The sequence below is a fragment of the Paenibacillus sp. 01L418 genome, from assembly GCF_056400045.1.
On record NZ_JBFTSN010000141.1, the window covers coordinates 1 to 14,302 of the forward strand.

Genomic DNA, 14,302 nt, shown 5'->3' on the forward strand with positions numbered 1-14,302 from the left:
ACCTTAGACTTGTACCTTACCCGGCTGAAGGAAATTACAAAATCGAATCCGTGAAACCAAACTCAACGATCGATACGACTGTTCGTACTGGCGAGGATAACGGTAATGCCAGTCATTATCATGTTCGTGACGTCGTTGTACATTTCGTTAAGCCTCTTTCGGGCAGCGAGCTTGAACAGGTAAAACGTGATATAAATGCGGAGTGGGTTAAACAAGTCGGAGATACTTTTATTTTCCGCTCAAGAAATATTGAAACGGATCAGCTAGTCCGTTATTTCAAGCAAACGTGGAATACCGAATATACAGAACCACATTATTTGTATATGACAAATGAGAGCTCAGCCGCAATCGTTCCAAACGACGCTTTGTACTCAGAGTACCAATGGAATTTGCCATCAATTGAGACGGAAAAGGGCTGGAGTTTATCTAAAGGCAGTGACAAGGTTATTATTGCTGTGCTTGATACCGGCGTGCAAAGCAATCACCCGGATTTGAAGGGAAAGCTTGCTGAAGGCAAAAATATTGTAGACGAAAATGCGGCTCCCGATGATGATGTTGGCCACGGAACCCATGTATCTGGCATCATTGGCGCTACCGTTAACAATAATGAAGGTGTTGCCGGTTTATCATGGTATAACAAAATTATGCCTGTTAAAGTATTGGACAGCAGCGGTGCAGGCTCCACTTATTCCGTTGCTCAAGGTATTATTTGGGCCGTCGATCATGGAGCCAAGGTCATTAATATGAGCTTAGGCAACTATGCGCAGGCAGATTTTCTTCATGACGCGATTAAATACGCTTATGACCATGACGTCATCATGATTGCAGCCAGCGGTAACGATAATACGGATCGACCGGGTTATCCTGCCGCATATCCGGAAGTATTCGCTGTTGCGGCTACCAACAGTAGCAAAGAAAAAGCTTCATTTTCCAACTATGGCGATTATATAGACGTTGCAGCACCTGGCGACAGCATTGCGAGCACCTATCCTGGCAGTCAATATGCAGCATTGTCCGGCACATCTATGGCAAGTCCCCATGTCGCGGCATTGGCAGGATTGATTCGGTCCATTAATCCTGAGCTATCCAACGTTGAGGTTATGGAAATTATGAGAAAATCAGCTATAGATTTAGGCGCCAAAGGAAAAGACGATTATTTTGGCTATGGAGAAATCGATGTTGATAAAGCACTGCAAGCTGCTTCAAAATACGGTGGAGCGCTGCAAACTTATCCCGATCAGGTAAAAAGAAGGCTTGATCGGATTATGAATAAGTACGGGAAGTAATTCAGCAAACACAATAAAGCACCCATCGCATGCGATGGGTGCTCTTTGTTTGTAAGTGTAAGGTCGTGCGGAAAGTTTGTCGTAAGCCGGGTTCTGTACTTCTGGTGGTCCAAACGGGAACGACCCTCCCACGATGAAGCGACAATCATCTATCTAGGCCGTACATTGCTATACGGCTCCAGCAACCAACCCGGACGCGCCTCAGGCTAAGGCTGCAGCTTAGGGGCTGCGGCGTCCTCTCGGTCTTGCTCCAGATGGGGTTTACCAGGAACGTAGTCACCTATGCTCCTCGTGGTCTCTTACACCACGGTTCCACCCTTACCTGTTCCGGCTAAAAGCCGGCCATCGGCGGTCCATTTCTGTGGCACTATCCTTCAGCTCGCGCTGACTGGACGTTATCCAGCATCCTGCCCTGCGGAGCCCGGACTTTCCTCTCGCGGCAACAAGGCCGCCAGCGATTGTCTGTCAAACTTTCCGTGGCATCGTTAAGTATACAAGGTATTTCACAAAAGCTCAACCCTCAATGCCATTCCAATCTAACAATAATTTAACTATATAAAAGTAAACGGTTCTGTGTTCAAGGAAGAAGCAACCGCTTTCGTTTCATATTTACTGCTCACAAGCTGTTCATTCAACCAATTTGCAACTTTCTGCTTCATCACTTTTTCAATGTTATGACCTGGGTCGATGATCGTCATTCCTGCAGCTAGCGCATCATGTGCCGTGTGATAATCAATATCTCCAGTGACAAGCACATCAGCGCCGGAAAATACAGCATGGCGTACATATTTCCCGCCTGCTCCTCCGAGTACAGCGGCTTTGCGAATGACTCGGTCGAGTGCTCCAACGACTCTCACCGCTGGAACATCAAATAATTGCTTCGCTTGCTCTGCAAGCTCACCCAGTGTCTTCGGCTCGGTTAGCTTGCCAACTCTGCCCAGTCCAAACGATCTGCCCTTTAAATCGACTGAATATAAATCATAAGCAACCTCTTCATACGGATGTGCTTTAAGCATAGCTTGGACCGTTTTGCGGTGGACACTGTGAGGCACGATCGTTTCAATCCGAATCTCATCGGCACGCTCCAGCTTTCCTTCCTCACCAATGAACGGGTTCGTTCCTGGTCCAGGAATAAATGTTCCTGTCCCTTTTATATTGAAGCTGCAGTTGCTGTAGCTGCCAATTTTACCTGCTCCTGCACGCCACATAGCCTCAAGTACTTGCTCGTGATGGCTCTCTGGTACAAATACAACAAGCTTGTACAGCTTATCCGTATGCACTTCCTCCAAACACTGGCGGTTATCCGGCACGATACCGATTAAATCAGCGAGCCAATCATTTATTCCGCCATCTGCCACATCAAGATTGGTATGTGAAATATAAACGGCAATGTCGTTTTTGATTAGCTTCTCGTATAGGCGCCCTGCCGCAGTTGATGTATCCAGCTTGGCAAGCGGCCGATATATGATCGCATGATGAGCGATAATAAGCTCAGCACCTTGCTCGATCGCTTCATCAACAACAGCATCCGTCACATCCAATGCAACGAGGATCTTCTTAATCGGTTTATTTAATGTGCCAAGCTGCAGGCCGATTTTGTCATTCTCTACCGCATAATGCTTAGGCGCAAGCTGCTCCATTAACTGGATCACGGTTTGTCCATTGGCAAGCATTGTAAAACCTCCTCAATCACGTTCATCTCCGCCTGAAACTGCTCGCGTTTACTCGCTGATTCAGCAAGATCTGATCCACCCAGCTGATCACAAATACGCTCAAGCTTATTCAGCTCATGACGCCATTTTTTAAGCAATACAGGTTGCGGCTCACGGAGCAAATACGGACCCATTTGCTTCAAAACACCAAATAGCTTGTCAGCCGCAAGCTTAACCTTCAAGAAGCTGCCATCATAAAGCTCGCTATTGCGCGCTTTAGCATCCAATACACGTATGGCGTGCATCACTTCATAAATTTTTCCGTCTTCTTCGAGAATGCTTTCTGCAGCCAAATACCAATTATGCTTCAATAGCCATTCGCGTACGACTTCTTCACCTACATTAGGCTGCAGCACAAGCTCTACAACCCCTTCTAGCTTGCCCGCCGCATGGCCTGCCTCCAATATATCGCTCATAAGGCTGCCGCCCATACCGGCGATTGTGACCGTGTCAGCCTCACCAGGCTGAAGCACGTTCAGGCCATCGCCTTGCCGCACTGTCAAACGAGCAGTCATTCCAGCAGCAGCACCTTGCTTCTTCGCTGCCTCATAGGGACCGAGGTTCAGCTCTCCTGCGATCGCTGTAGGGCACTTATCGATTTGCAGCAAATATACGGGGAGCATCGCATGATCCGAGCCTATATCAGCTACACGCGAGCCCGTGGTTACGTAATCTGCAATCTTCTGCAGACGCCTTGATAGTTTTAACATTATACAACCCACACCATCCATTGTTTTCGCATTGAAAATAATATTATGCCGCCTATCGCTATTTTGACAATAAGCTGCAGCTGCAACAGAATCGCGTCATTTACGAACATGACCGAGTATAGCTCAGGCATAAACCACACGAGCGCGCAGGTTGCAAACAAAACAGCAGATACCGGCTTCGACCAGCGATGTACAAACCAACTGCTCCAGCCAAATAAACAAGCGATAGGCAGCCAGTACAGCTGCACCTCATACCATTTCGAATCCAGCATAAATTGTGACAGCAGCCACGCATAAACAAGTATAGCCGCCAACCATCCACTTAAATGAAGGGCAGGAATGCGAGCCTTTATTCCGTAAACAACCCAAAAGATCGAACAAAAGGCTAATAAGCCTGTTTTCCAGCCCCAATGATCAAAAGCATGCAGATTCAACATATACAATCCCCCGCCTAGAAGGAGGAGCATTCCCGTACTTGTTATTGCCAATCCAGCCGACTCGTTGCGGCTGCGAAGTCGCTGTCCCGTAAGTAAAAAAACAGCCACCGCGCCGACCACAACAGCCATTTGCAATAACGGATGAAATTCGTTAAAATAAAGCACAACAAAGGAAATTAAGGTAAAAGTTCCAAATGTAAGTAGCCATTGCATACCTGTAGCTCGTTGTACTGCGGCGATTGCTTTTCCAACTGTATGATGCTGTTCTTTAGTTGTTTGGATCGTATCTTGATCAGCATACAAATTCAGCAGAAAGTCACAATATTGATCTGGCAGCAGCTTGCTTCGGCGCCAATGATCAATTTCTTTCACGATAATTTGCCGACGATCCTGATTCATAAAATCCCGCTATCCTTTCGGTCGACTTGTCTTGCCTGCACAAGTCCGTATGTATGAGGTTGGCATTTTAGAAAAAAGACCTCGCTGCACGAGCAGAAAGGTCAATATACTAAACATCAAGTTTTTTTATTCGAGGAAATCTTTCAAACGTTTGCTGCGGCTTGGATGACGCAGTTTGCGAAGTGCTTTGGCTTCAATTTGACGAATACGCTCACGCGTAACACCAAATACTTTGCCAACTTCCTCAAGCGTTCTCGTGCGTCCATCATCAAGTCCGAAGCGAAGACGAAGTACATTTTCTTCTCTTTCAGTCAATGTATCGAGCACATCTTCCAGTTGCTCTTTAAGCAGCTCATACGCAGCAGCATCTGCTGGAGCAAGAGCTTCTTGGTCTTCAATGAAATCACCTAGGTGAGAATCATCTTCTTCCCCGATTGGAGTTTCGAGCGATACCGGTTCTTGTGCGATCTTCATAATCTCACGAACCTTCTCGGTGCTTAGCTCCATCTCCGCAGCAATTTCCTCCGGTGTCGGTTCGCGTCCAAGTTCTTGGAGCAATTGACGTGATACTCTAATGAGCTTGTTAATCGTTTCCACCATATGAACAGGGATACGAATAGTTCGTGCTTGGTCAGCAATGGCGCGAGTGATCGCTTGACGAATCCACCATGTTGCATACGTACTGAATTTGAAGCCCTTCTGATGGTCAAACTTCTCAACTGCTTTAATAAGTCCCATATTGCCCTCTTGAATCAAATCAAGGAACAACATACCTCTACCTACATAACGTTTCGCAATACTGACAACAAGCCGCAGGTTCGCTTCCGCAAGTCTACGTTTTGCTTCCTCGTCACCATTCTCGATACGTTGTGCAAGTTCAACCTCATCATCTGCAGAAAGAAGTGGAACCCGACCGATTTCTTTCAAATACATACGTACCGGGTCATTAATTTTTATACCCGGCGGCAAAGCTAGATCATCATCAAAGTTAAAGTCGTCCTGTTCGCGCTCTTGCTCTTCCCCTTGGGCAGCGAGTGGATTTTCTTCGTCATTTTCGTTCAGTACCTCAATCCCAAAATCATCGAGCTGTTCGAAAAATTCATCAATTTGTTCAGGGTCTTGATCGAACGGAGCCAACTTATCCATAATTTCTTTATACGTCAAAGATGACCTCTTTTTGCCTTGCTCAATCAATTGATCCTTCACATGATCCAGTTTTTGTTCGGTATCTAGTTCAGTATGTTGATCATTCGCCATATTCCGACTCCCYCCCCCCTAGAAACGATCTTCCTGTCGTCCTTTGAGCTGTCTCTCTAGGGTTATAATCTCACTTGCTATTTGTGCTGCTGCCAAAAAATCTCCGGTACGCTCAGCACGCACCATTTCTTCTTTCTTGCGTTCAATATCACGATACTGCGGTACTTTAATAATGTCTTGGATATATGCGTCCATCGTCGTATCATCGAACGGAAAGTCACCGTCCATCATCAAAATCGATGCAGCTGTACGTTCTAATCGGTCATCATGCAGCGTTGCAATAAAGCGGCTGACATCCGGATCATAGCCTTGAGCAAAATAAGCGTATAAATAAGCAGCAAGAGCTGCGTGATCCTCTACATTAAACGCATCGCCGAGTCGTTCATGAACCGATTGCGCTACCTCTCGATCCCGCATCATAACGTGCAGCAACCTTCGTTCTGCATGTGTGTAAGCAGGCAAAAGAGTAGGTGGTCCAGACTTTCGGGGCTTTTCATTCCTACCATTATTCCACGAATTGTCGTTATTATCCCCTTGCGGTTTCTTTTTTTGCAGCTCCTGTCTAATTTGATGACAGTCCTGTTTCAAAGCATCCAGTGAGATTTCGAACTCTCGTGAAATTTCCTTCAGGTAGACTTCGCGTTCCGTTGAAGAATCAAGCTCTGCAACAATTTGTACCGCCTCAAGCAGATAGTTCTTTCTACCTTCTTCTTTTAGCAGTATATGGTTTTTCCTTGAATATATAAGCTTAAATTTTGTCACCGATACCGGCTGATCCATTATCTCTCGCAAGAAATACTCCGGACCATATTCGCTTATATAATCATCGGGATCCTTTCCTTTCGGAAGCATCGCCACCGATACTTTGAGGCCTGCGCTTTCAAGCATCGGAATTGATTTGAATGCTGCTGCTTGTCCTGCATCATCACCGTCATAACATACAATGACTTCTTCGGCTTGTCGTTTTAGAATAGCGCAATGTTCTTCGGTCAAAGCCGTTCCCATCGTGGCAATTCCATTTTTTACGCCAGCGCTCCATGATTTAATGACATCCATGTAACCTTCAAACAATACAACTTGCTTACTCTTTCGAATAGATGGCCGCGCATAGTGCAGATTGTAAAGTGTTCTGCTTTTCGTAAACAGCATCGTTTCCGAGGTATTCAAGTATTTCGGCTGTCCTTCGCCTATAATGCGACCCGCAAACGCGGTAGCTTTGCCGTCTCGATCCCATATCGGAAACATAATGCGATTTCGAAACCGATCCACATATCCACTCCCGTCAGATTTAGCCGAAAGCAATCCGCCTTTTTCCATCAATGCAAGATCAAATCCACGATTCGTTAAAAACCGGGCCAGCAAGTCCCATTCCTCAGGAGCGTAACCAATCATAAAATGATCAATCAGCTTATCACTAAGTCCGCGATCCCGCAAATATTGCTTTGCCGCTTGTCCTTGCTTCGTGTTATTCAGCACATGATGATATAACTTAATTGTCAGCTCATGCGCCTCAATGATCTTGGCTCGGTCTGCATCATGCGGCGTGGATTTCACTCCATCTGGTGATGCCCAGGTTACAGGCATTCCCGCATCCATCGCCAGCACTCGAACAGCTTCAGGAAACGAATAACCTTCCATTTCCTCAAAAAAACGAATAACGTTGCCGCCCTTACCGCAGCCGTAGCAATGGTAAATTTGGAGCTCCGGCGTCACTGTAAATGAGGGAGTCTTCTCCGAATGGAACGGACATAACCCCTTCATATATTTGCCGTGCTTCGTGAGATGAACATATTTCCCGACCGTCTCTACGATGTCATAATGCTTGCGAACCGCATCAATGACCTCTTCCGGTATTTTATTACCGTATGTCATCGTTCATCAYCTTCATCCTAGTAACACGTAAATAATATTCGCTATACGTCATGGTTCTCCTGCTCATTTCGTAAAACTTTTGTCAACTTTTGTTGAAACCGTGCACGATCGTCGTTGTTCATCGCTTTTGGCCCTCTTGTTTTGCCTCCGGTACGGCGACGTTTCGCAAGTTCGTGTCTACGTTCCATCAAATAATCAATGTTCTCATCGGTATATTGTTCTCCGCGAGGAGACAATACGACAGCGCCTTTGCCGATTGCTATGCATGCCAGTCCAAAATCTTGTGTAACGACAATATCTCCACGCACAATATGGTTCACAATGTATAGATCGACAGATTGATTGCTTCGGTCCACCTGTACAATATCTACTCCTGGCTGAGGCTCCAGCCGATGGTCGTGAGAAGCAACCATAAGTACTGCTACAGAAAAGAGTCTTGCCGTTTCACCTATTTCCGTTTTTACCGGACATGCATCCGCATCGACCACAATGGTAGGTTTTTGTTGACGAATAGAAAATCACCGCTCGGTTTCAAATTCTTTTCCTATACTATTATATACGGCATAACTCTAAAAAATCCTTCCGCTTGACATTATGGCAAACGTACATATTCCATAATCAAACTTGCTGTCTCTTCAACGGCTCGATGTGATACGTCAATCACAACGCAGCCTAGCTGCTTCATAATAGTATCGGCATAAAGCAGTTCCTTTTCAATACGATCAGGAGTCGCATAAGATGCATTATTCGGTAAGCCAAGTGCTTTAAGGCGTTCTTTGCGTATTGTATTTAAGTAAGGAACACCTATTGTAAGCCCGATTATTTTGCGTTTTGGCAGCTTAAACAATTCGTCCGGCGGCTTTAGCTCAGGGACTAGCGGCACATTAGCAACTTTGAACTTCTGATGCGCGAGGTACATCGATAAAGGCGTTTTTGACGTTCGTGATACGCCAACGAGTACAATATCTGCTTTTAGTACGCCGGATGTATCTCTCGCGTCATCATATTTTACCGCAAATTCTACAGCATCTACCTTTTTGAAATAATTGGCATCAAGCACATGATTAAGACCAGGCTCTTGTCGTGATTTCCGCCCAGTCCGCTTCTCCAGCGTCTCGATAAAAGATCCCAAAAGATCGATCGCGGTAACGCTGTATGCCTCTGCAAACTTTTTCATGCTGTCGCGAAGATGCGGAATAACAAGTGTATAGATCACTATTGCATCAACTTGCTGCGCCTGCTCAATAATTCGCAGCAAGCCTGCCTCTTCCGTTACAAAAGGGGCTCTGCGGATATCGGTATGAAGTGGATGAAATTGCGCGATTGCTGCGCGTACAACAAGCTCCCCTGTATCACCAGCTGCATCGGAGACGACATATACGATTACTTCGGGATTAGAACGAGACATGATCTATCATCCTCCTTACGGACTCAATTACCAAACGAGCTTCGAGAAATCTGCGATAATCGCAATATCTTCTGCGATACCAGCAAGCGTTGACAATCGATTCGCACGAACAGCCTCATCAGGTGCCATGACCATAACATTCTCAAAATAGTTATGAATAAACGGCTTCAACGATGATAAAGATTGTACCGCTCTTGAAATATCTCCCTCATCAATCGCTTGTTTAAACGTTGGACGCTGCGCTAGCCATGTTTGATACAGCTCTGTTTCCACCTGTTCTGCGAACAAAGCTGGATCAACCGCTGCACCAGCAGCTTTGGAACCCAGATTGCTGACACGGTTAAACTGCTCGACAGTTAGCTTAAATTCAGTACGATCGCTGCTTGCAGCAAGCGCTTGAACGACGCTCGCACGCTCGATGGTCGATTTCAGATCTGCAAAACCAGAAGCCATAACGGCATCTACAACATCATAACGAACACCTTGCTCAGACAATACGTTCTTAACGCGAAGCGCAAAGAAATCAGAAAGATCTTTGCGGATTTCAGCACCGTCGCGTTTAAGGCTGCGGTTCTCATGTACGGATAGCGCCGCATCATACAAATCGTTTAGCTCCAGCTTCAAGCCGTGCGCCAAAATAATTTGAACGATACCTGCTGCTTGCCTGCGAAGGGCATAAGGATCTTGAGAGCCTGTCGGAATGATGCCGATCGAGAAACAACCAACGATTGTATCGATTTTGTCCGCTAAGCTTACGATGGCTCCTGTTAATTCAGATGGAGCTAGATCTCCGGCAAAACGCGGCTGATAATGTTCATTAATGGCTTTCGCCACTGAAGCTCGCTCTCCTGCTTTAAGAGCATAATCTTCCCCCATAATGCCTTGCAGTTCAGGAAATTCATAAACCATTTGGGATACGAGATCGAATTTGCAAATATCAGCGGAGCGGCTAATGTCGCTGGACGTTTGCTCATCGATCAGCAAATGCTTACTCAGAAGATCAGCTGTTGCACGAATGCGTCTTACTTTGTCAGCTACTGAGCCTAGCTCTTCGTGATATACGATATTCTCAAGCTTCGAAAGAGCATGCTCTATCGTCAGCTTATGATCTTCTTCATAAAAGAATTTGGCATCCGAAAGTCTTGCGCGCAGTACTTTCTCATTGCCTTTCGATACTAGCTCGATCGACTTAAGATCGCCGTTGCGAACCGTAACGAAAAACGGAAGAAGCTCACCTTCGCTGTTGAATACCGGGAAATACCGTTGATGCTCACGCATCGATGTAATAAGCACTTCCTGCGGAATGTGTAGAAAAGCTGGGTCGAAGCCGCCAAACAATACGTTTGGATATTCAACTAGAAAAACAACCTCTTCAAGCAAATCTTCCTTGATTGCAATCTCCCAGCCTTTTTCTTTGGCTAGACGATCGATCTGAGCTACAATCAGCTCTTCACGTTCACTGACATCAGCAAGAACATGCTGTTCACGCAGGCGCTCAACGTATTGCGCAGGTTCTTGCACAGTAGTATCATTGCCGAGGAAACGATGTCCGCGTGTTGTATTTCCAGTTTGTACCCCAGTAATTTCAAAAGGAATCACATCTTGACCAAATAGTGCAACCAACCAGCGGATCGGTCTAACAAACTTTAGCTCGTGATTGCCCCAACGCATATTTTTCGGGAAAGACATCGAAGTAATCAAGCTGAGCAAGCCATCTGGCAGTACCGCTGCTGTGTCTGTACCGATGCTGCTTTTGGTAGCATAAACATATTCAACGCCAGCTAGTTCTTGGAAATACAGCTGTTCAGGCTCAACGCCTTGGCTTCTAGCAAATCCAAGAGCAGCTTTGCTCCAATTGCCTTGGTCGTCTTGAGCAATTTTACGAGAAGGGCCTTTAGCTTCTTCATTCATATCCGTTTGCTTCTCAGCTACGTCGTTGATTAGAACAGCAATTCGCCGTGGTGTAGCATACACATTTACTGCGCCGTGTTCAATTCTTGAGTCCGAAAGCCACTTCACCATTTTATCTTTTAGCTGGTTCATCGCACCACGCACGAAACGAGCAGGCACTTCCTCAAGTCCGATTTCAAGCAACAAATCTCTAGTCATGCTGCTCCACTCCTTTCTTCAGCAAAGGGAATCCAAGACGTTCTCTTTCCTCGTAGTATGTCGATGCGCAAGCACGCGCTAAATTTCTTACCCGTGTAATATAGCCCGTTCTCTCCGTTACGCTGATTGCGCCGCGCGCATCGAGCAGGTTAAAGGTGTGCGAGCATTTTAATACGTAATCGTACGCTGGAAACACAAGATGATGCTCCATCGTTTTTTGAGCTTCCTGCTCATACATGTTAAATAAAGAGAACAGCATTGCTGTATCCGATGTCTCGAATGTATATTTGGAATGCTCATACTCTGGTTGTTTGAAGACGTCACCGTATGTTACTCCTTCAACCCATTCCAAATCAAAAACATTCTCTTTTTGTTGAATATAAGAAGCCAAACGCTCCATACCATATGTGATCTCTACAGCGACAGGATTAGCATCAATGCCGCCAACCTGTTGGAAATAAGTGAATTGCGTAATTTCCATGCCATCCAGCCATACTTCCCAGCCTAAACCCCAAGCGCCTAGAGTAGGTGATTCCCAGTTATCCTCAACGAAACGGATATCATGCTCAAGTGCATCAATGCCTAGCTGCTTCAAGCTTTCCAAATAAAGCTCCTGAATATTGTCAGGCGATGGCTTCAAAATAACTTGGAATTGATGATGCTGGTATAAACGGTTTGGGTTCTCACCGTATCGACCGTCCGCTGGACGTCTTGATGGTTCCACATAGGCAACATTCCAAGGCTCAGGACCAATCGAGCGTAGAAACGTCATAGGGTTCATCGTTCCTGCACCCTTCTCAACGTCATAAGGCTGTACGAGAATACAATTTTGTTCAGCCCAGAACTGCTGCAAAGTCAAAATCATTTTTTGAAAATTCATATCTGACCCTCTCCTTCTTCCTCTGTTTTGTGTCCGTAAAAGCGAAGCAGGCAAAGGTGTTTATACGCAAAAAACTCCCGTCTCTACGCCTGCTCCCAGACGTAGGGACGAGAGTTGTAATCCCGCGGTTCCACCCTACTTGGTCAGCTCCTTAAGAGCAAACCCTCTTTGCTTGTATACGACTCCGGAGTGCCTTTTCATCGTTTTGACCGTCTGGGCTTTCACTTTCCCCAGCTCGCTAACCTAGTCGGCTTAAAACGATTACTTTCTCCATCAATGCCCAATATTCATATTGCATTATTTTATGCTTCTTTATGCCAATTGTCAAACATCGTTCCTAGGTATCATAATAAAGCCGCTAATGTGCACGAATCTCATCTGTATTAGCCGTTTTTCCATCACGTTTGCCGATAATATCTTTCATACCCGTATTCCCCATCATCAAAACACAAACTAATGCTAAGCCTGCGGGAACAATAGACCAAACAAACGTGGTAGATACTGAATCTGACAAAGCGGCAACAATCTTCTCCATGACTGGAGCCGGTATTTCTGCGCGCTTCTCCGGTGATAACAGCTCACGTGCATTTTCCGTCATCGGAGCCGCTCCTTCTCCACCTGCGAAAGCATCTGTCATACCCTTTGTAAAGTGGTTGCGCTGAATAATGCCGAATACCGTAATCCCTACTGTCATGCCTAATGAACGAATGAAGGACATCGTAGATGTGGCGCTTCCTCTTTGCCGCATATCGAATCCATGAATGGAGGACATTCCAAGCACAGAGAATGAGAAGCCGATACCAAACCCAGTTAAGAACATATACACGGACAACATAAACCTTGTTGTTTCCGGCGTAATGGTGGATAGCAAGAAAATACCTGTAATAAATATAACAGCTGAAATCATCATGACGCTGCGATAGGACATTTTGTTGACTAATAAACCACCGAGCTGCGCCGCAATAACTGATCCCAAGGTCATAGGCAGTAAAGTTAAACCTGCACTAACCGCTGTTCCGCCGAATACGCCTTGGACAAACATCGGGATATATAAAGCTGCTGTAATAAACGCCGCTCCGTAGAATAAGCCCGCTCCCGTACTTGCTGCAAACAGTCTTTGTTTGAACATATTAAACGAAATAATTGGTTCTGCTGCCTTGGTTTCCACGAAAAGAAAGATGCCGAGTAAAACCGCAAAGCCAGCAAATAAACCAATAATTTGCACTGAATCCCAAGCAAACTCAGTTCCACCGAGCTCGAGTGCAAACATGAGACAGACGATAGAGCCCACAAGTGTCGTTGCTCCCCACCAGTCGATCTTTTGCTTGGAATGAGAAAGCGACTCTTTGTAATAAATAACGATAAAAGCAAGTGCCACAAGACCAATGGGTACATTGATGTAAAAGATCCAGCGCCAATTGATATATTCCGTTAAGTATGCGCCTGCAAGCGGTCCAAACAAGCTTGAGGTACCAAATACAGCACCGAACAATCCACCCATTTTACCGCGTTTCTCTGCTGGAAAAATGTCAAATACGATTGCAAAGGCAATTGGCATCATCGCACCGCCGCCAATACCTTGAATAGCACGGTAAATGGTCAGCTGCGTAATCGATTCAGCCGTTCCGCAAAGAACAGAGCCGATTAGAAATAAAGAAATACCTAAAACGAAAAAACGTTTTCTCCCATACATGTCAGACAATTTCCCAAAAATCGGCATGCCTGCCATCTCTGTTACCAAATATGCAGATGTAACCCACACATATTTGTCCAAGCCGCCAAGATCGGATACAATCGTTGCCATTGCTGTCGATACAATCGTATTATCGATTGATGCGACCAGTATACCAAGCAAAAGTCCGGCCACGACAAAGCCCAGTCTATTTTGTCCTGTAGACATCAGGTCAACCCCTCCAATTACTATGAATCTCAAACAACCTCATCTATCATAAATCAATTTCTTAGATGATGAAATCATGCAGAGGAATGAGCCTTCCCTCCGTCTTGAGACCGATAACAAACCAAAAGCACCCATTTCAAGAAATGAATTTCTTTACATCAATTTATCGAGCTGATCAAGAAAATTACGCGATTTCAACTGCATTCCTAAATGAGTATCTAACAGCTTACGCATAGCAATTTTCAGCTCTGCTTTTGTCTCAGGCTTCACTTGAATTGAACCAAGTCTTCTCATATCCATCCTGCGGAACAAACGAAGCAGCTTATAAGCAC

At 45.5% G+C, this 14,302-nt stretch carries 12 protein-coding genes and 1 other RNA gene; 1 reads left to right on the plus strand and 12 read right to left on the minus strand.

What is annotated here, in order from left to right; all coding sequences use genetic code 11:
* The coding region (locus AC1DSE_RS17585) for a S8 family peptidase (RefSeq protein ID WP_477527961.1) at positions 1-1,286 on the plus strand (1,286 nt) is incomplete at its 5' end.
* Between the two features lie 67 nt (positions 1,287-1,353).
* On the opposite strand, the gene rnpB is transcribed toward AC1DSE_RS17585, so the two are convergent.
* The 12 genes from rnpB to AC1DSE_RS17645 form a co-directional block, all read right to left on the minus strand.
* Positions 1,354-1,760, minus strand: an RNA gene (rnpB, locus tag AC1DSE_RS17590) — RNase P RNA component class A.
* 77 nt (positions 1,761-1,837) lie between these two features.
* Positions 1,838-2,959: a Nif3-like dinuclear metal center hexameric protein gene (locus tag AC1DSE_RS17595; RefSeq protein ID WP_477527962.1), complete on the minus strand. Its 1,122-nt coding sequence runs from the start codon at positions 2,957-2,959 to the stop codon at positions 1,838-1,840.
* Positions 2,935-3,708, minus strand: coding sequence for a tRNA (adenine(22)-N(1))-methyltransferase (locus tag AC1DSE_RS17600; RefSeq protein ID WP_477511376.1), 774 nt, complete (start codon positions 3,706-3,708; stop codon positions 2,935-2,937). Before AC1DSE_RS17600 ends, AC1DSE_RS17595 begins: the two co-directional genes overlap by 25 nt.
* Positions 3,708-4,544, minus strand: coding sequence for a hypothetical protein (locus AC1DSE_RS17605; protein ID WP_339203430.1), 837 nt, complete (start codon positions 4,542-4,544; stop codon positions 3,708-3,710). The genes AC1DSE_RS17600 and AC1DSE_RS17605 overlap by 1 nt, the downstream gene beginning before the upstream one ends.
* A gap of 126 nt (positions 4,545-4,670) precedes the next feature.
* Positions 4,671-5,801, minus strand: a complete 1,131-nt coding sequence (gene rpoD / locus AC1DSE_RS17610; protein ID WP_053376806.1) for an RNA polymerase sigma factor RpoD — start codon at positions 5,799-5,801, stop codon at positions 4,671-4,673.
* An 18-nt stretch (positions 5,802-5,819) separates the two neighbouring features.
* Positions 5,820-7,673, minus strand: a complete 1,854-nt coding sequence (gene dnaG, locus AC1DSE_RS17615; RefSeq protein WP_477511375.1) for a DNA primase — start codon at positions 7,671-7,673, stop codon at positions 5,820-5,822.
* A 41-nt stretch (positions 7,674-7,714) separates the two neighbouring features.
* Positions 7,715-8,164 (minus strand): YaiI/YqxD family protein, encoded by a 450-nt coding sequence (locus AC1DSE_RS17620; RefSeq protein ID WP_339209682.1) that lies wholly within the window; start codon positions 8,162-8,164, stop codon positions 7,715-7,717.
* A gap of 101 nt (positions 8,165-8,265) precedes the next feature.
* Positions 8,266-9,081: a pyruvate, water dikinase regulatory protein gene (locus tag AC1DSE_RS17625; protein ID WP_076266901.1), complete on the minus strand. Its 816-nt coding sequence runs from the start codon at positions 9,079-9,081 to the stop codon at positions 8,266-8,268.
* A gap of 27 nt (positions 9,082-9,108) precedes the next feature.
* Positions 9,109-11,190, minus strand: coding sequence for a glycine--tRNA ligase subunit beta (gene glyS / locus AC1DSE_RS17630; RefSeq protein WP_477527963.1), 2,082 nt, complete (start codon positions 11,188-11,190; stop codon positions 9,109-9,111).
* Positions 11,183-12,070, minus strand: coding sequence for a glycine--tRNA ligase subunit alpha (glyQ, locus tag AC1DSE_RS17635; protein WP_076266899.1), 888 nt, complete (start codon positions 12,068-12,070; stop codon positions 11,183-11,185). The genes glyS and glyQ overlap by 8 nt, the downstream gene beginning before the upstream one ends.
* Before the next feature lie 358 nt (positions 12,071-12,428).
* Complete coding sequence (locus AC1DSE_RS17640) at positions 12,429-13,970, minus strand: MDR family MFS transporter (RefSeq protein ID WP_477511373.1); 1,542 nt, start codon at positions 13,968-13,970, stop codon at positions 12,429-12,431.
* 153 nt (positions 13,971-14,123) lie between these two features.
* The coding region (locus tag AC1DSE_RS17645) for a DNA repair protein RecO C-terminal domain-containing protein (RefSeq protein ID WP_477527964.1) at positions 14,124-14,302 on the minus strand (179 nt) is incomplete at its 5' end.

Coding starts and splice junctions, on each gene's coding strand:
- AC1DSE_RS17595 (WP_477527962.1), bottom strand. CDS start 2,959: ATGCTTGCCAATGGACAAACCGTGATCCAGTTAATGGAGCAGCTTGCG.
- AC1DSE_RS17600 (WP_477511376.1), bottom strand. CDS start 3,708: ATGTTAAAACTATCAAGGCGTCTGCAGAAGATTGCAGATTACGTAACC.
- AC1DSE_RS17605 (WP_339203430.1), bottom strand. CDS start 4,544: ATGAATCAGGATCGTCGGCAAATTATCGTGAAAGAAATTGATCATTGG.
- rpoD (WP_053376806.1), bottom strand. CDS start 5,801: ATGGCGAATGATCAACATACTGAACTAGATACCGAACAAAAACTGGAT.
- dnaG (WP_477511375.1), bottom strand. CDS start 7,673: ATGACATACGGTAATAAAATACCGGAAGAGGTCATTGATGCGGTTCGC.
- AC1DSE_RS17625 (WP_076266901.1), bottom strand. CDS start 9,081: ATGTCTCGTTCTAATCCCGAAGTAATCGTATATGTCGTCTCCGATGCA.
- glyS (WP_477527963.1), bottom strand. CDS start 11,190: ATGACTAGAGATTTGTTGCTTGAAATCGGACTTGAGGAAGTGCCTGCT.
- glyQ (WP_076266899.1), bottom strand. CDS start 12,070: ATGAATTTTCAAAAAATGATTTTGACTTTGCAGCAGTTCTGGGCTGAA.
- AC1DSE_RS17640 (WP_477511373.1), bottom strand. CDS start 13,970: ATGTCTACAGGACAAAATAGACTGGGCTTTGTCGTGGCCGGACTTTTG.